A 20,656-nucleotide genomic window follows, 5' to 3' on the forward strand; every position below is an offset into this window, starting at 1 on the left:
CTGGACAGGTTTTTCTGTCCCCCAGCGTATCATGAAATCGCTTGCAATCACACTGGAAGAACAAACGAAAAAGCCAGCTCCTGAAAGCAATCAGCAACTGGCTCGCACTTATTTTACTGTAAACTTCATCGTAATAGCATCACTATATGCGTCTGGTTCGAAGTGCCATTTTTCGACGCCAGTCTTAATCGCTTTAAATCCGTACCCGTCGAGTTGTAGCTTTCCTTCTCCTGAAGAAAATGCCCGATAGACGTATGGATTCGTATCCTTCGTCGATTTACGAACAATTCCGAAACGTTGTCCTTTTTTGAGTGTCATCGTTTTACCACTCGTCAGATGCGTGCTGCCGCCATAATAATCGAGCGTCATATAGTTAGAGACCTTCCCGGCAACAATCCGGTCATCCGCTCCTGTACCGGCACGATGCTTCAGTGCCTTCCCTTTGTAGGAATAGACATCATGGACAATCGTCATTGAACCGACATAGAGTTTTTTATCTTTAATCAGCGCCCGACCGAATGGGTATGCTTCTTTTGATTCGAACATCTTTTTGATCGTCTTACCATCTGTTGAACCAATCAGGATCGGCACGATGTAACCCCCGCTTCCACCAGATGGTCCAATGACTAACTGTTCTTTTTTCGTATCGAGTAGTTTTCCTTTCGCCCGGACATCATAGTAGTCTGTATCTCGATCCGTATACGTATAAATCGTCGTCCATTTCTTCTTTTTCGCGTCATACTTTTGGGCTTTACCGATAACATCATTCATGTACGTATTCGAGTTGAATCGTTCGTACAGCGTAAACGTCTCGGGATACTTTCCACCAAGTAGATAGACGGATCGGACATCGATTGGTTTATATCCACCCGATAGTTTACTTTTCTTCAAAGCGGCAATTTGTCGATCAACAATTGATTTCTCTGTCTTACTAAGTGCCGCTACCGAATCACTTGCTATCGGTAGTGTACTGATGATAAGACCCAGTGATGTTGCTATAACTACTTTTTTCATCCGGATTTCCTCCTTCGATTTAATACGTCGTCGTATCGTTATGACTAAAGGTTTTCAGTGCTTCCGAATCAACAATATACCAGCGTTCGTCATCTAAGTTATATTTCAGATAATACTTGAAGGGAACATCTTCTCCTGGATCACGCTCTTCGAGTGAATCATCGTCTTCTTTATAATAATCACCTTCGTAATAGCAAAGCGCTTCGACAGTCGCGCTCAGATCAGTTGCTACTTCACTAACATTGATCGATGCTGGTGAATACTCGATTTCGTCCAAGTATCCTTCCCAATAGACGCCTCTTTTATTCATGCTAGCATAGTAACTCTGTTGCTTACTCAAATACGCAGACGATGTAAACAAAGTAAACGCCGACGTGTCTTTATCGATATACGCCTGCTCCCATTCCTTCGCATGCTGATGTACGGCGCCTATGATATCCTCTTTAACCGACTCCCGAACTTCCATACCTCTGCCTGTCGCCGAATCCGATAGCGATTTCCGCTGATCGACGAGCCAGTCTTGACCTGACTTCACAAGATTCAGTTCCCAGACGATCGTGCTGCCCTCAGGGCGTTCGTGTAAATACGGCTGATAGGATCGCGAGGAATAGTCGACCGTTGCTTTGACCGTCGCCTTATCTCCTTTGATCGTAATATCGTTTTGAGGAATGTCGTTGACCGTCAGTTCACCGTCAAAGATATAACCTCCTGTGACCAGATCGTTCAAACTACCTTGGAAATTCTGATTATAAGTATTCGTACTGACGGATAGTCCTTTGACACTCCGCTCCGTCAGAGCATCTTCGAGTTCACGGAAAAAGAGCGCTGAAATATCTTGAATGTTCTTATAATCCTGATCGGACACTTCCTTCGAGTCTGATTTCTTCGTCGACTCCGTTGATTTCGTTTCCGCTTTTTCCTGACTTGCCTTCTCTTCTTCACCAATGACGAACGAAGCATCTTGCTTCTTCTGTTCGACCGCCTGAGGCGTCTCTTCCTGATTCAAAAAGACATAAGTTCCACCTCCTGCAGCGAGCAACAGAACGATTGCTCCAATGCCTACTGTTCTTTTATTCCGTTTATTCTTTTGTTTCTTTTCGTATTTAATGACGACGTATGCCCGTTCGATTTCCGTCCGCTCTTCGGACTCCTCCGGATGTATTTCTAGCTTTTCAGCATACGCGCGCTCCAGTTCTTTCATCGATGAGGTACGCGATATTCCTAATCGTTCATATGGATCCATGATTCCCTCTCCTTTTGTTCAAAAAATTGTTATTTTTTATCTTTATTTTACATTATAATGACGAAGGTAAGAAAGGAGTGCTTTTTTATGTCACATTGTTCGAATTGCCAGACCCCGATGAATGATCAAATGATTTACTGTCCGGTATGTGGTCAAAAAAATCGTCACACGCGATTCCGTTCCTCAAAAAAATCCTGGTTTATCGGATTGCTGATTGTATTGCTTTGCATTGGTGGAGGAACTTTCGGTTATCTCAAATATCAAGCTGCACAACCGTTATTTAAGACAAGTGAGCTGACACATGCAGCGGCCGATATCGATCAAGTCTTGCCGGAAGGTGCCTCAGCGACACAACGTAATCAACTAGATGATGAAGACCTTGAGGATTACCTCATGTTTGATGCAGCCTCAGCAGATTCCTTGTACGAGTTCCTAACCAGTTACGCCCAGCGTCTTCCCTTGCTCAATAATGGAGAAGACGGTGTCTGGGATTACTACGATTCCACCATCGAGGACTACAATTCCTATGCTGATTTATTCTACGGTGAAGACGATTTAACAGAAGATGAGCGAGACCACTTCAGTGATTTACTTGAGGTGCCTGAAGAAGATCCATATAGTTACATCACATTAAAAGATATGACATTCAATCATATAGAAGCCCTCAACGAAAATGATTTCAGAGTTGAAACGACCGAGACGTATGCTCTACTTCATTTTAGTAATGACGAAGAAAAGAAACGTTTCTATCGTGCTATCGTCGAATATGAGGTTACGTTCGATGACGACCGGTACAGCATTACCTCTGTGAAACGAACTTTCAAGAAGGAGACTACATCATGATGTCACGTGTACTTCCTCTTCTCTTCACAGCTATCGTACTCAGTGGCTGTAGTAACGACTCAGCAGAGATTTACTTGAAGCAAAGCGCTCAAAGTACACTCGCCGGAGACCTTTTCGAAGAACAACAATGGCGCGAGAAAGCTCGTACGGAAGGTGCAACAGACAAACGTCTGATCGCACTGATGCAGCAACAAGAAGCTTTTCACGATTTGGAAGCTGCCTTGTTCATGAATCAGACGACGGATGCCCTTCGTTATGCGGAACGGGTCATGAATCAGACGTTCGGTGACCGAGCACTTGCGAACGAAGCGGCCCGTTACCACCGGACACTTGGTAAGGTCGAAAAAACGTTTCGTGACGTGGCGGGTACCTATTCATACTCGACGAGTGATCAAGGCGAGTACGAGCAAGATTATACGAGTGCGACAATCGATGTCGTGACGCGTCCAAACCGCGAAGCGACGTTGACAATCCATGATGCCCTCGATTATGAAGGACAGCCACTCGATGACTATACGTATAGCGGACGTTTTAATTCCGACAATAGCTTGATGCTTTACTTTTACGAGTCCTCTTTAGAAATCCAGTTTAATGAGGACGGTAGTCTGACATTGCGAGATTCCGGCATTGAAAAAGACTCGACAATCGACTTTGAACAGACGACCAAACAATCCTTATGATAAAACGCTTGTCTTCGCAAACGGAGACAAGCGTTTTTGTTTGGAATCATCCTTTTGTATCTTTGAAGCGGTTCAATCCATACCCCACTAATCCACCGAGGAATGGGAACAGGAAAAGCATGAACGCATTCCACCATGTCAAAGTAGAAACGACGACACCGGCTAGGATATCGTTATCCCATTGCAGTTCAAACCGCGTTTGTGTGAAGTAAGCTAGAATGAGTCCACCGATCATAAAGACCCCAGCATAAATCACCACATTAGGTAACGTCCGAATCCAACGGAATCCGATTCCGATATGGATAACGAACATCAGTATAAGAGCAATCAAGCCGTACGGAGCAACACTTGAACTGAGCAATTGCTCTTCTTCAAATGGAGTGGAGGCATTCGCGATTTGCGCGAAACGTGTTAAGAGTCCAACATCCACCGTTTCATCAAAACGTGTCACTTTCGGATCGAGTGTTGGATCTTCTCCGTTTTCAATCTGGTTACCGATGATTCCTTGAATCCGACTCAGATTCGAAGCTTCTCCTGCTTCTTCCACTGGTCGTTGCAGATCACTCAAGCGGTCTTCGCCATATAAGGCAGCACCTAAACGGAAGTCTTCCGTCAAAACAGTCATCTTGAAGTCGACTTGCCCCGCTTGTGACATCGCGTAAAGCGGAGACGCGCCACTCAACAGGACGAGACTTGCTGATTCACCAAATTCGACTTCGTCCATTTCATCGAGCTCGTTTAGATAATACAGTTGTCCGAACGACGTCAGCAGGACACCGAACAAATAGACGCTCATTAATGTCGTCGCAGCGATTCGTCCAACTTGCCAAGAACCGTGCAGATTCGTTTGACCGATGAATTGGAACAACAGGACACCACCAAGTGATAGAAGGAAAATCCGAAGCATTCCTGTGACCAGATGTAGATCGAAGATACCGAAGTCTGTCGCGAGCAATCCGACGACCAGCGTGATTAACGATAACGTCAGGGCAAAAATGACAGCACGTTCGATTCGTTCATTCCATGATGTCGCCTTGATCCCGATGACACCACCTCGTTCCAGTAACCATGCACTCCCGATTAATAGAAGCAGACCCGGTAAGGACAGCAAGAAGTGTCCTGAGAAAATATGAAAATCAAGTTGATCGATAGCTTTTTGAATATCAGAGAACTGTTCTGCATCGTTACCTACCACTTCTGTAAGGAAACGTGACTTCAAGTCTTCACTTGATGTGAGCTGGAGACCAGCAAGGGCAACGAAGGCAAGGAAGAAGAACATACCGAATGTACTAAAATCATCCCCCATGTTTTGTTGAACAGTCTTGATTCCTTCTAATGCCGGGTTATCACTGAGGAGACCAAGCATGATGAACAATAAGACGATGATTGCAGCAAAACAAATGACGGCAGCGATACTACCGATGACAAGACTCGGATTCCCAAGCGATAGATTGAATCGTGATAAAAACGATTGTCCGCGCTCTTTCCATGGAAGATTCACATTCCAATCCTGTGACTTCCACTTCTTATGAATGTCGTCCATACCCGGAAGGCGATCCACAAGTGAGCCTTCTGACGTCGCCGCGATAAGGCGCGAATGTCCACAATTCGGACAATAGGACGCACGACCATCCATTTGTGTACCACACCCGACGCAGAAATGGGTTGCTTGTTCGAAACGGATCGGACGGGCTTGCTTATCCAGTGACGTTCCGTCTACTTCGCAATACTGGGCGTGGGGAGCATGTGCTTGACCACAGGTCGAACAATACTTCATACGCGTTGCCCCATTTCCGATCCACAACATGTACAGAAATGCTGATCATTACGTTGTGGCGTATGACATGTCGTACATGCGACTTTCGCTTGTTCGTTCTCACGCGGGACGGACGTGCCGCATTTACCACAGAACTTCGCGCCTGGCTCAAGTGGTGTCCGGCATGACTTACATTGTTTTTGTGCAGCTTCGACTTCCATCTCATCAATCCGTGACAATGCACCGAACACGAGTACTTCTTGCGCAAGAATGTCCTCGATTTCTTGACGACGTCCTTCGCTCCGCAGCTTCATGTAATGACGCTCTCCGATTTCATACAACAAGCGTCCTTTTTCACGTCGTGCCTGCTCCGCCTGATCCTGTAATTCTTTTGCTGTCATCCCTTGAAAACGTGATTTGACTGTTTGCCAATCCATCATCTTTGTTGCCCCCTTATTTTTATTTAATGTTCGTTGCCTGTTGAATTCGGAACCCTTCCTTATAGCTATCTTCTGAACTACCATATGTGAAGAGATAGCGGAAGAGTGACTTCGATGTTGACTTTCCTGGTGATTCACTCGCATACGTATACAGTTCACCTCGAATATATGTTGTCGCCATGACTTCGATGCCGACCGTATTCCCGTACTCGACAAACTTCGCTGACGAACGATCAATCGATGCATTCATGAACTCTCCGTCCCACTCCAAGTCCTTTCGGCTCCAATCGTCATAGTTCTTTTGTTGTTTCGCAAGGTAAGACGCATCATCCACGAGCGAGAAATAACTCGTATCCTGATAGGTTGCCGCATCGACCCAGTCGGACGCATGCTGCTCGACAACTCCTTGAAGTTGGTTCAGCACGGCTTCTGATGGTTCGAACGTGAACGTCGCTTTTTTGGTATCCGGTTTGACGACAATCTCATCCGATGTCTCCTCCCCCCATGGGAATGAATTCTCAATCGAGAGTTTGATGCCGTTCTTCGGGATCGGTCCATAGTTCTTCAAATCCGATACTTGTTTAGATGTCGACTTTCCATCAACGATCAAAAAGGCATCCGGATACGTCTGATCGAGCTCGATCGCATTTCCTTTTAACGTGATTTCAAATTTTCGATTTGCAGCGTCAAGCGTCAATGGATTAATTGTGACATCGCTCGACTCTTTTCCGTATTCGCCGTCATACGCGACTTTGGCATCCATTAATCCCGGGTAGACACCGTCCATCATGATACCTTCCGCCGACGCTTTACTACTTTCCGTTCCGACCGGATTCACGAGCGTGACCTTCGTTCCTTTAAAGTTACTGATGACTTCCGTTTTAACACTATCGAGGCGTAAACGGTAATCCTTAAAGATCCCGAGTTGACGACCACTTGCTACGATTTGACCGGGAACGTCACTTTCGTTTTCTGCTTGAATTGAAGCACCAGCCATTAATAAATAATCCATGAATGATTTCTTTTGCTCTGGCGTCTCTTTCAAGGCATCTAAGAAACGTTGCGCCATCTTCTGATCAATTGGCTTTCCATTGAACTGCGTATGCTCAGCGAGTAATATCGCATCGTCTGAGCGAATCGCATCCCGCACCTGATTCGTCGTCGCCTCGACCGTGAACCATTGTGTCGCGAGTCCATAATACGCGCCACCTGCTACGACCAATAATCCAACCGTTAAAAGAATGGCCTTTGCAGACTTACTCATTTTATTAGGACGGACCGGTCTGACGTCGCGTTCTTTTTCTACTGGTTCTACTTGTTCTACATGATGTTCCAATTCATCACCGCAACTCGGACAAAACTTCAAGCCACGTTTTGCAGCATCCGAACAATTCACACATGCCATGACAAATCTCCCTCTCTATTTCTTAATTTTGATTAGTAAAAAATAACCATAGAAAATTCTAACACGTTTTTATTACATTTACTATTTATTGTAAAAAATTATTAATTACATACTTTTGTGAATGTATGTAAAAAGTTATTATCTTCATCAAAAAAACTCATGTTGTATAAAAAACCTTCACTCCTAAAGGAGAAAAGGTTGAAAGGAATCATAGATTTGTCGCAGAAACACCAAATAGCGGAGATTTCTTTTTATAACGTAGTCAATCCAAAACAACGCTTTTTTACTGATATTGTAGATAGAGACGTATCTCGATTTAAGATCCTCGATTCAAAAGATTGCTAAATGCCTTGAGCATCATCCCTCTATGATTTCATAAGAACCGAGGCCAAATCCGCACTAAGATGCTTACTATGTCAATCAAACAGATTACAGGACGTTTATTCCAAGAGGACCAACCATCATTCAAAGCGATTTATCGTGGGATCTGGAATGACCTTATCAAGGCTCATGCTGGCCTTCTGCGTCCAAAACCACGCGAAGCGCGCAGAGACGCTTCAATATCAGACTATCAATCAGCAAACACCCTTCTGAAGCGAAAGAGTCGTTTCTACAATTACGTTATCGATGTCTAACTGTTCTTTTGATTTAATGGAAGAGGCGATTCATACACTCCATGCTTCTTTCCCTGCCGGAACACTTCAGACTGCGACGACAGACCGTGGGAAAGAGTTCAGTTGTCATTTGCGAAACGTTAGGAGTATCCACGTACTTCACTGATTCGTACTCTTCCCGGCAATGTCGGAGTAACAAAAACGCTATTAGTTTTTTCCATGAATTCTTACAGAAGGAAGCAGATTTTAGCAAGCTCAGTCGTTCTGAATTCGCTCAAACGCTATCCTGGATCCGTGCGCATATAAAGAAAATGTATCAACCGAAAAATTGTATACGAGGTCTTCTCGGAAGAGGTGTTGCACTTAATTTGACAAACTGTCTCATGTATAACAGCATGCATTATCCGTTTGTTTTTTTCCGAACACCCCCGAGGATAAGTAGAGTTATCCTGAAGCGACGCGCGACAAGACAAGGGTTTGCCTCGGTCAATCGTCGATATTTAGTTGGAAAACGAGACGAACGGCTTTTGAAAGCTCAGAAAACCGTTGGCATGATTCAAAAAAGATGGTTTGAAAAGAGAGGATAACTCTACTTATACTAAAACTACCGCGGAATACCCTTCGATATGCATATCCGAAAGATTGGATCCTTCCCATGAATGAAGCCTTACACCACTGGCTCCCTCTGATTAATTCACTCCTGCACCGCCTCTCGATCCACCCGAACGAACACGATGAATGCCGACAAGCAGCGTTGCTCCGTCTCTGGACATCCATCGAATCTGGTAAGGAATTATCCATCACGTTCGTCCGTATTCGGGCGCGCGGCGCAATGCTCGACTATCTCGCCAAACGGACCCGCACACTGACTACCGAAGTCGCTGTCGAAACCCTACCGGAATTGCCTCGTCAACAAACTGTTTCCTTCCCTTACTTGCTGAACGAACTCGAACACGCCCTCTCCCCGAAAGAATTCACTTTCCTTCAGGCAATGATCGCTGGAACGGAAGGAACACTCGGCTACTCCGACGCCCGTCTGCGCTCCCTCAAGTCAGACTTGAAGCGGAAAGTCGAAGGCATCCTCCTATGATGACGTTCTACCTCGACCGCTTACTCGCCTTGATTGAGGCTTCCCCCACCTACAGCCGCCTGACCAAAAAAGCCTATCGCTCGGACGTCCGCCACCTCTGTCGTCATGCGACGGCCCTCGATATTCCGTCACTCCGAAGATACATCACACTGCTTCACACGACCTATGCCCCGACGACCGTCGCCCGGCGGATCCATGCCTTAGCGACCTTGTTCGATGCCCTCGTCGCGGAGCGATCACTTGCGAAAAATCCCCTCAAGCAGATTAAGAAACCGGCTCGTCCGAGTCCGAAACTGCGAACGGCCTTCAGCTATCCGGATGCCCGTCGTGTCATCGACACGCTGACCGATGAAGCGACGTATGCGTTTTACTTTTTACTGCTCCATACCGGACTCCGGTTCAGTGAAGCCCACCAATTGACGTGTGCCGATCTCGATTTTACGGAGCGCCAACTGTTCGTCCGCCACGGCAAAGGCGACAAATCCCGTTTCGTCCCGTTGAACGACGAATTGACGGACGTCCTGTTGCGGTACATCGAGACGGAACGACCGGACGGGGAATATTTATTCCTGACCGATCAAGGACGGCGGTTACGTCCCGACACGACACGGAAACAATTGCGGCAGGCGAGCGAAGTGTTGCTCGGCCGGACGTTACGTCCGCACGACCTCCGGGTGACGTTCGCGACGACCCTTTACCGCGAACACCAGACCGACTTACTGACGGTCATGCGGTTGCTTGGTCACAGTGACGCGAAGACGACGCAACAGTACATCTTGCCGTCGGCTGAAGTCGCCCGTTCGTCGATCAACCGCCTTACGCCGACAAGGCATCGACGACTTGTCTGAGTTTCGTCTCCTGGCTCAAGATATAGCCTTCCGTCGTCTCCGACCGGGCATGTCCGAGCAGGCGTTGAATCTCGAGTAACTTACAGCCTGCCGTCTGGTACAGATAAGTCGCGTAGCCGACACGTAAATCATGCGGACGGAGTACATGACCCGACCGGGCGAGCGATTGGTTCCGTAACGCGTCCCGCGCCCCTTGTTCGTGGATTGCCTTGCCACGGACGGAGCGAAAAACGTACCCTGTCGCGCGATCTCCAATGAACGCTTTTAGCTTCGTGACCAAATGGCGCCCGAGCGGTACGGTTCGCAAGCGTCGTCCTTTTCCATGCCGGACGAGTAACGTCGCCGTTGTAAATTGAATGTCTTCGATCGACAACAAACGGGCCTCCATGAAGCGGAGGCCCGTTTGGCTGATGAGTTCGAAAAAGAGACGGTACGTCGGATGCTTGATTTGCCGGATGACATCGATTGCCGCAAGCAACGGATAACCGTCCCGTTGCCGGACGTGTTGATGGACGATCGGTCGAACTTGTTTCATTGGATTGACCTTGAGTCGTTTCACTCGAACAAGTTCATTTCCGAGTGCCATCAACGCATGATATCGCCGCAATGCCGTCGCCGGTTTATACTGTCCGATGACATGATTAAAATACGTTTGGAGGGACTTGACCGACCACTCGACACACGCCTTCTTCAGCTGCCGTAAATCGCTGCGGTAGGCTTTGATCGTCAGCGCCGAATACGTCGCGTGCGTTTGGAGATACTGCTCGAGATAGTCGAAGTGGGTCATGGTTGGTCCTCCTCTAATTGTAGTAGTAGAAGAATTCCCTATTTAGGAGCTTTCAAGCACCAAACAGCTTGATTTCCAATTCAGCGTAACAATCAAGATTCGTTCTCGAGTATTTCTTCGTAGTCCTCGTAATCTTCTACTTCAACTGTTCCTTCGACCTGTACGAACATCACTTTCGCTACCTTTGCGATCGTTTTAGTCGATCCAACATCAAATACTCCTCCGATAATTCCACCTACTAATGGGACCATCTTACCCAGATTAACAACCCCCGTTTCACCAAATTTTGTAACAAGACGCATACCGACAGCAGCATTGATTCGTTTAATGACCTCACCAGGAATTTTTTTAATTAAGTTGACTGACACCTTGTTACCGACTTTAATGCCAGCACTTTTTAAAATATCGGCCGCCGCTTGTCCAGTCAATGAAGTGTAAACGAATGTCCGAACCTCATCACTTTTTAAGTCATAGCCTCGAAGATGGGCAATTGCTGCAATCATGCGGAGTTGGATGAATATAACTGAAGAGACATTAGCCGGAACTGCAATCGGTAATGTCATAATCCCACCTAGTCCACTTAAAAAACCGCTAGTGCCACATTTTGTGATTTGGACAGTAATCAGTTTGTCGATGCCTCTTTCAACCCCATATTTTTCACGGTATTCTTCAGCAAGTGTGCATGCAGACTCAATCCCCATACCACCCTTTGTTGCTTTCTCATACCCCCAGTCGAGTAACTCGCTTACTTTAATCAAATCAAAATTCGGTTTCTCCAATCTTCATCGCCCCTTCTTTTCTAACAGTTTTTAACGGAAATAATCGAAGTAGTATCCTTCATAGATCGTTCGCTTATTCAAGCATGGAACAGACAATCATTTCATGCTATGCTTATCCAATAATTGTAACAAAAAGGAGAATCTTTATGGAAATCTTAGTAACAGGAGGCGCCGGTTATATCGGTAGCCACACGTGTCTTGAACTGCTCCAAGCAGGATATGAAGTCGTCGTCATCGACAACTTGAGCAACAGTCAAAAAATCGCTCTCGACCGAATCGAGCAGCTCGCGGGAAAACCGGTCACGTTTTATGAAGCCGACGTGATGGACATGAACGCGCTCGAACAAATCTTTACGCAGCATGACATCGAAGCCGTCATCCACTTCGCCGGTTTGAAAGCGGTCGGTGAGTCTGTCGCCTTACCGCTGTCGTACTATAAGAATAATCTCGTCAGTTCACTCGTCTTGTTTGAGGTCATGGCGCGACACAACGTCAAAAAACTCGTCTTCAGTTCATCCGCGACCGTCTACGGTGTGCCGGAAACGACACCGATTGACGAGTCGGCGCCACGCTCGACGACGAATCCGTACGGCGCGACGAAATTGATGATTGAACAGATGCTCGAAGACGTCGCGGCGTCCGACACGGACTGGGAGATTTCCCTGTTACGGTACTTCAATCCGATTGGTGCCGATATCAGTGGATTGATCGGGGAAGACCCGAACGGCATCCCGAACAACTTGATGCCGTACGTCACGCAAGTCGCAGCCGGACGTTTGGATGAACTCAGTGTCTACGGACAGGATTACGAGACGCCGGACGGGACCGGGATTCGCGATTACATCCACGTCGTCGATCTCGCAAAAGGACACCTCAAAGCACTTGAGTATAAGCACCAAGGTATCGAAGCGTTCAACTTAGGAACAGGGACCGGCTCAAGCGTCCTCGACTTAGTGACGACGTTCGAGTCAGCGACCGGCATCGACGTCAAACGCAAGTTCGTCGACCGTCGTCCGGGTGACGTCGCCGCCTGTTATGCGGATGCGTCAAAAGCCGAACGCCTCCTCGGCTGGAAAGCTGAAAAAACGTTATATGACATGTGCCAGGATGCTTGGCGCTGGCAGTCACAAAACCCGGAAGGCTATCCGCGTGAAATGAACCGCCGTTGATGACCGTCCACAAAAAAGCCTGAATCCGAGTAGCGAGATGCTACTTCGATTCAGGCTTTTTTTGTTAGGCCGAGCGCCGGTTCAACCGTTCCCCGACGCGGGTGAAGCGGGTTGACCGCTGGCGCGGCTCATAGCGGCAAAACGTATGGTAATCGATCTCATTGACGTACTGAATCAAGCGGATCAAGGCGTAGGCGAATGTCACCGTCGACCCTAATGCGAAGCTCAGACCGAATCCGTCATATCCGAACGGTGCTAACGCAACCGCGAAGACGCCGTTGACGGCGAAGAACAGCAGTGACGTGATACAGGCACCGCGCTGATCTTCGAAATAGAGCAACAGCAGCGTCAGGACGAGGACCATCGCGTTCGAGAAAGCACCGATCGTCGTCATCTGGAAGATGCTGATCGTCTCCTTCGACAAGGCGAGACTACTGAGCAAGGTCGAGGCAAAAATCAGGACGAACAACGTGAACAGTCCCTGGTTGCGGACGAGCCGCTGGAGCTCTTGCCGTAAGATCAGCAACATCGCCGCCTTCGCCTTATTGATTTGCTGGAGCGTCCCGCCTTCATTGACGTAACCGTAAAAGACACGGTAGCGCTCGTAGAAACGGGTCTCGACGGAGATGACGAAGATCGTCATCGTCGGGATGACCGTCAAGTACGAGAGGAAGATCGCCGTATCGTAGACGGGGTGATACCGGAACGTCCCGAGATGGACGGCTCCGCCTTCTGAGAACCAAATCACCCAGTTGCTGACCCAGACACCGATGTTGTAGAGGAAGCTCGTCCAAAACAATGCCGGATGCCGGTCGAAGTAACTGAGGTAACTAAACGGATCTTTCGTCTCCCGGTTCGGGAACGTCAACAACATCGCCGTGAACAGACCGAACAACGTCACGAGCATCCCGAGCGTAAAGCCTGCCGTCAACGCCATGCTCGTCGCGAACGGTGCCGTCAAGTACGGCATTAAGAAGCGGTCGATCAAGAGGACGGAGATGATCGATACTGCCGCTCCCCCTAAAAAGCTATAGGCGACGGCTTGATAAAACTTCGCCGCACTCAGGAATAAGAACTGCACCCAAATCAGGTTGATCGTCAAAAAGAGAATCAAAATCAACAAGTTCGACAGGAACGGCAACTCGGAGAACGTCAGGAAAATCACGTAGAAGACGGCGGCAATCGCGATCGTCATCTTCGTCATCCCGATGAACGTCGGGAAGATTTCCTTGTAGCGCTTCTCATAAAAACAATCGGCGAGGTAGCGCGTGACGACGAGCTGCTGAATCCCGAGGATGACTTGCGAAAAGATGAAGCAGTAAGAAATCGTTAAGTTGAACGTCGTCCGTTCCTCGAACGAAGCGATCGATAAGTATGTCGTCAACCACTGCGTCAAGGCAATCGTGACGATGACGATCAACCAGGGACCGGATGTGACGAGCCCTGCGAAGGCGTACGCCTTCAGACGTGCTGAAAAATAATCTTCCTGGAACAGCTTTTGGAGCTTAAACCCGATGCCCGCCATATGCCAGCCCCCTCTCTTCATAAAGTGCCACATACTCGGCGATGAACTGGTGTGTCTGATAGTATTTCAAGGCCCGTTTCTTGCCGTTCTCCCCGAGTTTTTTCGCATCCGCACGATGCGTAGCGAACCAGGCACAGCGCTCGGCAATCCGTCCGGGATTGACCGGCGGGACGACGAACCCGGCTGGTCCGTAAGGGTCGTCTTCGCGTCCGTTAATCAATTCGGAGCAAGCCCCGACATCGGTCACGATCCACGGGACACCGGCTGCCATGCCTTCGAGGACGGCGAGCGGTTGCCCTTCCGAGATGCTCGTCAACAAGCAGACGTCAAACGTCGGCAAGTAGGCGGCGATGTCGACCTTGCCGGCGAGCGTCACATACGGATCAAGTTCGAACTGTTCGATCAACTGTTGGCACTCGGTCGCATATTCCTCGTCCTCGTCGAGCGGTCCCATGATCGTTAGCTCGAACGCGACGTCCATCTCTTGCAGGACCTTCGCCGCATGAATCATCGTCTTGATGTCCTTGATTGGGACGACGCGGACGATGGCACCAATCTTCAGGATTGGTCCCTTCTCGACGACCGGTAAACTCGACAGACGGACGGCATCGATACCGTTCGGGATGATCCGCAGCTTCGCCGCTGGTGCCCCGAGTTCTTGTTGCAGTTCACCGTTGCGGTCGAACAGCGTGATGACGTCATCCGCTTCCTGATAAGCTTCCGCCGACAAATGGTGGAAGAAGCGAATCCAGTGCGCCCGGTATTCGACTGGAATCCACGTCGCTTGTAACAGTTCCTCTTCCCGCTCCCGCGAGTAGATGCCGTGCTCCGTCAAGATGTACGGCACGCCTTGGCGTTGTTTGATCGCACTCGCGACGAGTCCGGCATATCCGGTCGACGCCGAGTGAATCAAGTCGACTTGCGGTAACTCCGCCTGCAGTAACTCGAGGACCGGCGTATACATACTCCGCCACATCCAGAGGTAATCGATAAATGAGCCGGATTGTTTTTCCGTCTCATAACTCGTCTTGACGAGTTCGAAGAAGAGCCGGCTCGCGAAGAAGTGCTCCGACGTCCCGACCGCTTGTTCGAAGATCGGGAAGACCGGGGCTTCGACGTGTTGGAACGTCATCCATTGTTGAATCAACCGCCCTTGTTCTGCCGACAGGACGTGCTTCGGTTTCGGACGGTCGTATTTGAGATCGAGTGATAAGTTCGTCACACCCATCACATTGTCCGGTAAGTTGTATTTATAATCCGCTTCCGTCAGTTGCGTCGGTGTGATGGCGATGATTTCAAACTGATGCATCGGCATCTGCTGGATCACCATGTGGACCCAGCTCGCGACACCACCGCTGACGTAGGGATAGCTGCCTTCGACGACTAAACCAATCTTCATTCTGTTCCCTCCTCGATCGGTAGCGTGACCGTTGCTTTCGTCAACGTGACTTGATACAACGTCTCGCCTGCAAGCGCGCGGACCGTCCCGAAATCGAACGTCCCTGTCTTGAGGTGTTGACCCGGAGCGACACGGACGAGCATGACCGATGGCTTCAACATGTTCGTCCCGTTGATTTCAATCGTCTTGTCCGTATAGGTGACGTTGATGTCCGACTGTTGGTACTGGACGTATTTTTCATACGCTTCGTACTGGGTCAAGCTCTCGAGGTACGGATACATCGTCTTGACGTCGCGGAACATCTCTTCCATCGTCTTCTCCATCTCTGCCCAGCCCTTCCCTTTCGACCGGTCTTCGTCTAGCACGTCATCCGGGTGGATGAAGTGGGTAAACATTCCGAAGTTCGCGACGGCATCCGCCATGACGAACGTATCGTTTGCCGTTTCGTTGTAGCCGCTCGAAATACGCGGGAAGTTGTAGAGATTTTGATGGACGGGATCCGGTCCGAACTCCTGGATGTAGCTACCCATCGAGGGATCGCCCGAGTAGAGTGAGGCGACGATCAACTTGTCTTTAAAGACATTGTTGAGTGCTGTCAAACCGGTCTCGTTGATGATGTTCGACGGCGGGACATAACTTTGAATCGACTCGTTCGGGAAGTAATAGTCGTGCGTCCCGATGACTTTCTTTAATGCTTCCTCCATTTGATCACGGTTGTTCCACGGGACATAACCGAGGTTCGGGTCAAGCGTCTCACCGGCGACGACGAGTGGCTGGTGATTAAAGCCGTGCAGTCCGATTTCGCCACCCATCTTCAGCAGACCCCGCCCATAGTTGAGCATCGGGGTGCGGATTTTCTCCGACAAGTCTTCCGTCGTCTCTTCCGTCGTATTCTTATAGCTGCCGATGATGAACCCGGTATAGGTAACATCTTGTTCGTCGGCGATTCGTTTCATGTCACGCCACCAGATTTCTTTAAAGAACTCCTTGATCGTCCGGTTATAAGTCTTCTCGATTGCGGCGTTCGTATTCCCGGGGACCGGTGACGGGAAGTCATCAAGATGCGTCACTTTGATCGCCGCCTGTTGACTGACGAATGACGGGAACAATAACGATAACGTCTGGAGCATTAAACCGCGTGAGTTTTTCTCAGCGAGCGATGTCGTGTTCCAGAACAGGACTGTTCCCTTGCCGTACGCTGATGTCCAAAGAATCGGTTCACCGGACGCCGTGATTTTGACGTCCGCTTGCGGTAGCAGCTCGACGTCGGCGATACTGTGGGCGAACAAGTTCGACGAGTCCGGCAGATCGACGAAACCAGGGAAGATTTCTTCCTTGAAGGTCAATCCGTTGATGCCGTCTTTGAAATCACCGAACTGTTTCACCCCGACGAGCTCCGCCCAGTCCTGATTGATGAAGCGTGCTGCGATATAAAGCCGTCCGCCGTCCTTGACGAATTGACGAATCGTTTCGTAGGGCCAGTCACGTGAGTGCTCTCCCGCTAAAACAAGCACGGTCCGCTCGGACGGCTCCAATTGCTCGATTTCTTTGATTGAGATATTCGTATACGGGACTTTCGCATACTTCAGTGCATATTTAAAGTTCGTCAAGACACTTTTTGAGAGCTCGCCTTTATCCTGATGGATATAGACTTGTAACGGTTCTCCGTCCATCTGTCCCTCCTTGCCCGACATCGTCTGAAACGTCTTTTGTTGCGTCTCCTCGGTCGGAATCAGGCGATGTCCATAATCAAGACGTAACAACTGGACGACGCCGATCGTGACGAGCAGAATCGCGAAGACGGCGACGACGTAGGTCGTGATCGATTTTTTCATAGTTCCACTCCTTCCAGCCGGTCCAAAATGTAGCGTTTCTCGTCCGGAATGTCGTCCGGTGCGACGTGTGTTTTCAATTGTGTCACGAGCGGTGCCAGCTTCGTCCAGTCACCTCTCGTGAAGTGATATTCGATTGCCAGCAGGTAGCCGTCCGCTTGCTCCGGGTAGTGCATGATCAAGCGTTCATAGTAGCCGAGTCCGTCCGCGACGTCGCCTTTCGCGAGGGCGAGCTTGCCGCACGCCTTCAAGCACGTCGCGTCCGTCGGATACTGAATCCGCATGTCTTGTAAATACGATCCGAACCGATCAAAGATCCGTTTTTGCATGCTGTCGTCGAGCAGTCCACTTTCGATGAAGGCTTCGAAGGCGTCAATCAAGTGGTAATACGTCGTGACATGCCCCGGATTCAGTTGTTCCTCCCGACTTTTAATCGTCGCTTCGTACCGGTCATATAACGTATTGCGGACCGTCGCGGCGTAGTGGACCGTCTCCGAGTCGGCATGGTCGAGCCCGAACTGAAGGTACTTCCCGGAATCGGCAATCGATGTCGTCGTCAAGCGGACGATCGATTGTTTCCGTTCCTTCGCGTCCATCGCCATCGCTTCGCCCATCGGCACCAAATCGATGTTGTCGGCCGCCTGTTGTTGCAGTCCTTCCAGGTTGACGACGTCGAACTCGATGTAGTCATCGTAGTCGAGCAACGTCTTGTCTGACGCGTATCGTCTTGCGATCAGCCAACTGACGAGACCGAACAGTTCACCGAGCAGCGGGACGAAATAACAAATCAGGGCGATCCATTTGACGAGACCACGCTGTGCCGGATCCATCCGTGCCGTGATCAGTTTCGCGACGAGAAAGACGATGACGGCATGAATCAGAAAAAATAACAGGACGAAGAAAATCATCCAAGATTCCCTCCTTTTCGTGCGAACAACTCTTTAATCCGTTGCTCGAATCCTTCAGCGTTCTCTTGCGGTGTTCCCGGTAAGAGGAAGTGGAGCATTTGATTCGTCTCGTCATAGCCGATGATGTCGATTTCCCGCATCGACTGGCGTAGGATTAATTCCATTTCAATCAACGACAGCCGGACCTGTTCGACCGGCAAGACGACTGTACTGTACGGCTGATCGTACTGTTCAGCTCGGTGTTGTTGGAGTGCGACTTTTTTATTGAATGGCTCGATTTGATAAATCCGTGTCCCTTCAATCAAATCACCACGCGACGCATTCCATTCCATCGTCAACGTTTTTTCGATTCGTGTCCCGGTCCAGTCGAGAATCAACTGCATGATGTTCATCTCGTAACTCGTCAGGCGGTTGAAGTCGATCGCCTGGATGACGACGACTTCCTGAATCTTCCCGTCGTAGCGGATCGGTGCGATCAGTAACGGGACGTCCGTCTCGTCCATCGTCCGGATTGAGATCGCATTCGTCTTGAACATCCGTTGATAGATGCCGGTCGACGGATCGATGAATAGTGTTTGTGGCAAGACCTCTTTCTCACCGAAGCGGACGTGGAGTCGTAACGTCCGTTTTGACGCATCGACGTGATAGATGGCAAGATTCTCTGCCTTGAACGAACGTTTCAAGACATCGACGAGGCGATCGCGGACGATGTCGGCCGCCGTTTGGTCGAGCTCGAGTCCGACTTGGTAGATTTTCGTTAATGTATGATCCGAGTCGAGGACCTTCTTTTGCATTGTCGACTGCGACAGCCGGAGCTTTTCGACCGTCTCGAGCAAGTGGTTGTTTTCTTCGACGACTTCTTCGTGGCGGAGTCGTAACGATAAATAACGTTCCTGGAACGAGGTGCTAAAAATCCCGCAGACCATCGCGACGAGGAAGTGGAAGATGATCCAGCTCAGTTCCGTCCTGTCGTATAAAAATAAGAGAATGTCCGAACCTTCGACCGACAGGAAAAACAGGTGGTACAGCATCGTCATCGTGAAACTGACGAACGCCCCGAGCAGACCATAGCGGAGGGCGAACAATAAAATATAAAAGATTAACGGATCAATTGCCCAATTCGAGACCGAAAGGCTAAACATATAGTCAAGAATACCGATAAGTAAAATACTAGCTAGCATTTCTATCCATTTGACTGTATTTCTATGCTGTGTGTAAATCATGGCACACTCTCCTTAAAATAGTTATTTACATTTTTATTAGCAGTGGTAAGATTTAGTCAAACAGGCAATTACAACTAAATATCGAGAAGGGCAAACTTACTGAAAAGTAAGGGCGCAAAGACATGGGTCGTCGATCTTCGGATACCGATCGCCAGTCTGCAATGCCGCAGCCGCTCTCTGATAAAAAATCAGGAGGCTACTAACCATGGGTATTATCTCACTCAAACGCGTGACGTCTTTTTTGTGCATTCTTTTTTTAGGAGTGTTACTAATGACACCAATCACGGGCAAAGCTCAATCAACGAATCCACTCGATTCCGTCAGCTCGTATAAGGTCTACTACGATGCACCGACGAAATCAAAAATCAAGAAGATGCAAAAGTATGATGTCATGATCATCGAACCGGTCTTTTATTCAGCGAAACAAATCGCAGAAATTCAAAAGTACGGCACGAAAGTCTACGGCTACATCAACACGATGGAAGCCGACAACTGGAACACGGACTTGATGGCGCAATTAAAGGAATCAGATTTCTTCCACCGTGATGGACAACGTGTCCACTACGCGGAGTGGGATTCATACTTAATGGACATCAACTCGAAGCATTACCAAGCGGTCCTCATGCAAGAAGTCGAAAAGCAGGTCGTCAATAAAGGACTCGACGGTGTCTTCTTGGATACAGTCGGCGACATCGACAACGAACATGCCGACCAACCAAAGATCCTTGAGCAGCAGCAAGTCGCGATGACGAACTTCTTGAAGAGCGTCAAGACGAAACATGCGGATCTCTCATTGATTCAAAACTGGGGCTTCGGGACATTAAAATACCATACGTACCCGTACATCGATGGCATCATGTGGGAAAGCTTCAACTACTCGACGGTCGCAAAAGACCAATGGTCAAAAGACCGGATGGCAGATCTTCAGGAGTTGAACGAAGAAGAAGACATCAAGACATTGACGATTTCTTCTAAACAAGGTGCGAAAAGTGCGAAGTACGCGAAAAAGAATGGCTTCATTCACTTAAAATCAAACAAGACACTCAATTACAATAAATTCTAATCCACTTGAATATAATCTCATAACCGATTACTCAATTC

The 20,656-nt window shown here is 48.8% G+C and carries 18 protein-coding genes and 1 riboswitch; of the genes, 6 read left to right on the forward strand and 12 right to left on the reverse strand.

All coding sequences use genetic code 11. The features are described 5' to 3' along the window. Positions 1-108: 108 nt before the first annotated feature. Complete coding sequence (locus KNP96_RS04380) at positions 109-1,014, reverse strand: hypothetical protein (protein WP_214767018.1); 906 nt, start codon at positions 1,012-1,014, stop codon at positions 109-111. A 19-nt stretch (positions 1,015-1,033) separates the two neighbouring features. Beyond that, positions 1,034-2,257: a hypothetical protein gene (locus tag KNP96_RS04385; RefSeq protein ID WP_214767016.1), complete on the reverse strand. Its 1,224-nt coding sequence runs from the start codon at positions 2,255-2,257 to the stop codon at positions 1,034-1,036. 87 nt (positions 2,258-2,344) lie between these two features. Here KNP96_RS04385 and KNP96_RS04390 point away from each other — a divergent pair, with 87 nt between their 5' ends. Both KNP96_RS04390 and KNP96_RS04395 read left to right on the forward strand, forming a co-directional pair. After that, a complete protein-coding gene (locus tag KNP96_RS04390) occupies positions 2,345-3,100 on the forward strand; it encodes a hypothetical protein (protein WP_214767014.1) in 756 nt (251 codons plus the stop codon). After that, a complete protein-coding gene (locus tag KNP96_RS04395) occupies positions 3,097-3,780 on the forward strand; it encodes a DUF1254 domain-containing protein (protein WP_214767012.1) in 684 nt (227 codons plus the stop codon). Before KNP96_RS04390 ends, KNP96_RS04395 begins: the two co-directional genes overlap by 4 nt. A gap of 46 nt (positions 3,781-3,826) precedes the next feature. On the opposite strand, the gene KNP96_RS04400 is transcribed toward KNP96_RS04395, so the two are convergent. From KNP96_RS04400 to KNP96_RS04410, 3 genes are read right to left on the reverse strand one after another with little or no spacing between them, the layout of a single operon-like run. Further along, a complete protein-coding gene (locus KNP96_RS04400; RefSeq protein ID WP_214768980.1) occupies positions 3,827-5,557 on the reverse strand; it encodes a zinc ribbon domain-containing protein in 1,731 nt (576 codons plus the stop codon). After that, positions 5,554-5,976: a zinc ribbon domain-containing protein gene (locus tag KNP96_RS04405; protein ID WP_214767008.1), complete on the reverse strand. Its 423-nt coding sequence runs from the start codon at positions 5,974-5,976 to the stop codon at positions 5,554-5,556. The genes KNP96_RS04400 and KNP96_RS04405 overlap by 4 nt, the downstream gene beginning before the upstream one ends. Before the next feature lie 19 nt (positions 5,977-5,995). Beyond that, entirely contained in the window at positions 5,996-7,381 is a 1,386-nt protein-coding gene (locus KNP96_RS04410) for a TcaA 3rd/4th domain-containing protein (protein WP_214768983.1), read from the reverse strand. 1,269 nt (positions 7,382-8,650) lie between these two features. Here KNP96_RS04410 and KNP96_RS04415 point away from each other — a divergent pair. Both KNP96_RS04415 and KNP96_RS04420 read left to right on the forward strand, forming a co-directional pair. Then, complete coding sequence (locus KNP96_RS04415; RefSeq protein WP_029331656.1) at positions 8,651-9,085, forward strand: sigma factor; 435 nt, start codon at positions 8,651-8,653, stop codon at positions 9,083-9,085. After that, positions 9,082-9,933 (forward strand): tyrosine-type recombinase/integrase, encoded by an 852-nt coding sequence (locus KNP96_RS04420; protein WP_214768986.1) that lies wholly within the window; start codon positions 9,082-9,084, stop codon positions 9,931-9,933. Before KNP96_RS04415 ends, KNP96_RS04420 begins: the two co-directional genes overlap by 4 nt. Here the strand turns inward: KNP96_RS04420 and KNP96_RS04425 are convergent. Together KNP96_RS04425 and KNP96_RS04430 are read right to left on the reverse strand one after the other, a co-directional pair. Beyond that, positions 9,902-10,720, reverse strand: coding sequence for a tyrosine-type recombinase/integrase (locus tag KNP96_RS04425; RefSeq protein ID WP_214768991.1), 819 nt, complete (start codon positions 10,718-10,720; stop codon positions 9,902-9,904). The genes KNP96_RS04420 and KNP96_RS04425 overlap by 32 nt on opposite strands. Before the next feature lie 92 nt (positions 10,721-10,812). Beyond that, entirely contained in the window at positions 10,813-11,499 is a 687-nt protein-coding gene (locus KNP96_RS04430; RefSeq protein ID WP_251135714.1) for an EcsC family protein, read from the reverse strand. 146 nt (positions 11,500-11,645) lie between these two features. On the opposite strand from KNP96_RS04430, the gene galE reads away from it, so the two are divergent. Further along, a complete protein-coding gene (gene galE, locus KNP96_RS04435) occupies positions 11,646-12,668 on the forward strand; it encodes a UDP-glucose 4-epimerase GalE (RefSeq protein WP_214768994.1) in 1,023 nt (340 codons plus the stop codon). Between the two features lie 64 nt (positions 12,669-12,732). Here galE and pelG read toward each other — a convergent pair whose 3' ends face one another. From pelG to KNP96_RS04460, 5 genes are read right to left on the reverse strand one after another with little or no spacing between them, the layout of a single operon-like run. After that, complete coding sequence (gene pelG, locus KNP96_RS04440) at positions 12,733-14,193, reverse strand: exopolysaccharide Pel transporter PelG (protein ID WP_214768997.1); 1,461 nt, start codon at positions 14,191-14,193, stop codon at positions 12,733-12,735. Beyond that, positions 14,174-15,592 carry a GT4 family glycosyltransferase PelF gene (gene pelF / locus KNP96_RS04445; RefSeq protein WP_214769000.1) on the reverse strand — a complete coding sequence of 473 codons (1,419 nt, stop codon included), beginning with the start codon at positions 15,590-15,592 and terminating at the stop codon, positions 14,174-14,176. The genes pelG and pelF overlap by 20 nt, the downstream gene beginning before the upstream one ends. Then, positions 15,589-17,427, reverse strand: coding sequence for a DUF2194 domain-containing protein (locus KNP96_RS04450; RefSeq protein WP_214769002.1), 1,839 nt, complete (start codon positions 17,425-17,427; stop codon positions 15,589-15,591). Before KNP96_RS04450 ends, pelF begins: the two co-directional genes overlap by 4 nt. Continuing rightward, complete coding sequence (locus KNP96_RS04455; protein WP_214769004.1) at positions 17,424-18,332, reverse strand: hypothetical protein; 909 nt, start codon at positions 18,330-18,332, stop codon at positions 17,424-17,426. The genes KNP96_RS04450 and KNP96_RS04455 overlap by 4 nt, the downstream gene beginning before the upstream one ends. Continuing rightward, on the reverse strand, positions 18,329-19,555 hold the full coding sequence (locus KNP96_RS04460; RefSeq protein ID WP_214769006.1) for a hypothetical protein: 1,227 nt from the start codon (positions 19,553-19,555) through the stop codon (positions 18,329-18,331). Before KNP96_RS04460 ends, KNP96_RS04455 begins: the two co-directional genes overlap by 4 nt. Positions 19,556-19,634: 79 nt before the next feature. Further along, positions 19,635-19,719, forward strand: a riboswitch (cyclic di-GMP riboswitch). 107 nt (positions 19,720-19,826) lie between these two features. Here KNP96_RS04460 and KNP96_RS04465 point away from each other — a divergent pair. Further along, on the forward strand, positions 19,827-20,618 hold the full coding sequence (locus KNP96_RS04465) for a glycoside hydrolase family 191 protein (protein WP_251132214.1): 792 nt from the start codon (positions 19,827-19,829) through the stop codon (positions 20,616-20,618). Positions 20,619-20,656: the final 38 nt, after the last annotated feature.

Origin of the sequence: Exiguobacterium sp. s133 (genome assembly GCF_018618595.1) — a bacterium.
Lineage (GTDB): Bacteria > Bacillota > Bacilli > Exiguobacteriales > Exiguobacteriaceae > Exiguobacterium_A > Exiguobacterium_A oxidotolerans.

Coding starts and splice junctions, on each gene's coding strand:
- KNP96_RS04400 (WP_214768980.1), bottom strand. CDS start 5,557: ATGAAGTATTGTTCGACCTGTGGTCAAGCACATGCTCCCCACGCCCAG.
- KNP96_RS04460 (WP_214769006.1), bottom strand. CDS start 19,555: ATGATTTACACACAGCATAGAAATACAGTCAAATGGATAGAAATGCTA.
- KNP96_RS04395 (WP_214767012.1), top strand. CDS start 3,097: ATGATGTCACGTGTACTTCCTCTTCTCTTCACAGCTATCGTACTCAGT.
- KNP96_RS04420 (WP_214768986.1), top strand. CDS start 9,082: ATGATGACGTTCTACCTCGACCGCTTACTCGCCTTGATTGAGGCTTCC.
- KNP96_RS04390 (WP_214767014.1), top strand. CDS start 2,345: ATGTCACATTGTTCGAATTGCCAGACCCCGATGAATGATCAAATGATT.
- KNP96_RS04405 (WP_214767008.1), bottom strand. CDS start 5,976: ATGATGGATTGGCAAACAGTCAAATCACGTTTTCAAGGGATGACAGCA.
- KNP96_RS04455 (WP_214769004.1), bottom strand. CDS start 18,332: ATGATTTTCTTCGTCCTGTTATTTTTTCTGATTCATGCCGTCATCGTC.
- KNP96_RS04380 (WP_214767018.1), bottom strand. CDS start 1,014: ATGAAAAAAGTAGTTATAGCAACATCACTGGGTCTTATCATCAGTACA.
- KNP96_RS04450 (WP_214769002.1), bottom strand. CDS start 17,427: ATGAAAAAATCGATCACGACCTACGTCGTCGCCGTCTTCGCGATTCTG.
- pelG (WP_214768997.1), bottom strand. CDS start 14,193: ATGGCGGGCATCGGGTTTAAGCTCCAAAAGCTGTTCCAGGAAGATTAT.
- KNP96_RS04465 (WP_251132214.1), top strand. CDS start 19,827: ATGACACCAATCACGGGCAAAGCTCAATCAACGAATCCACTCGATTCC.
- KNP96_RS04410 (WP_214768983.1), bottom strand. CDS start 7,381: ATGGCATGTGTGAATTGTTCGGATGCTGCAAAACGTGGCTTGAAGTTT.
- KNP96_RS04415 (WP_029331656.1), top strand. CDS start 8,651: ATGAATGAAGCCTTACACCACTGGCTCCCTCTGATTAATTCACTCCTG.
- galE (WP_214768994.1), top strand. CDS start 11,646: ATGGAAATCTTAGTAACAGGAGGCGCCGGTTATATCGGTAGCCACACG.
- pelF (WP_214769000.1), bottom strand. CDS start 15,592: ATGAAGATTGGTTTAGTCGTCGAAGGCAGCTATCCCTACGTCAGCGGT.
- KNP96_RS04385 (WP_214767016.1), bottom strand. CDS start 2,257: ATGGATCCATATGAACGATTAGGAATATCGCGTACCTCATCGATGAAA.
- KNP96_RS04425 (WP_214768991.1), bottom strand. CDS start 10,720: ATGACCCACTTCGACTATCTCGAGCAGTATCTCCAAACGCACGCGACG.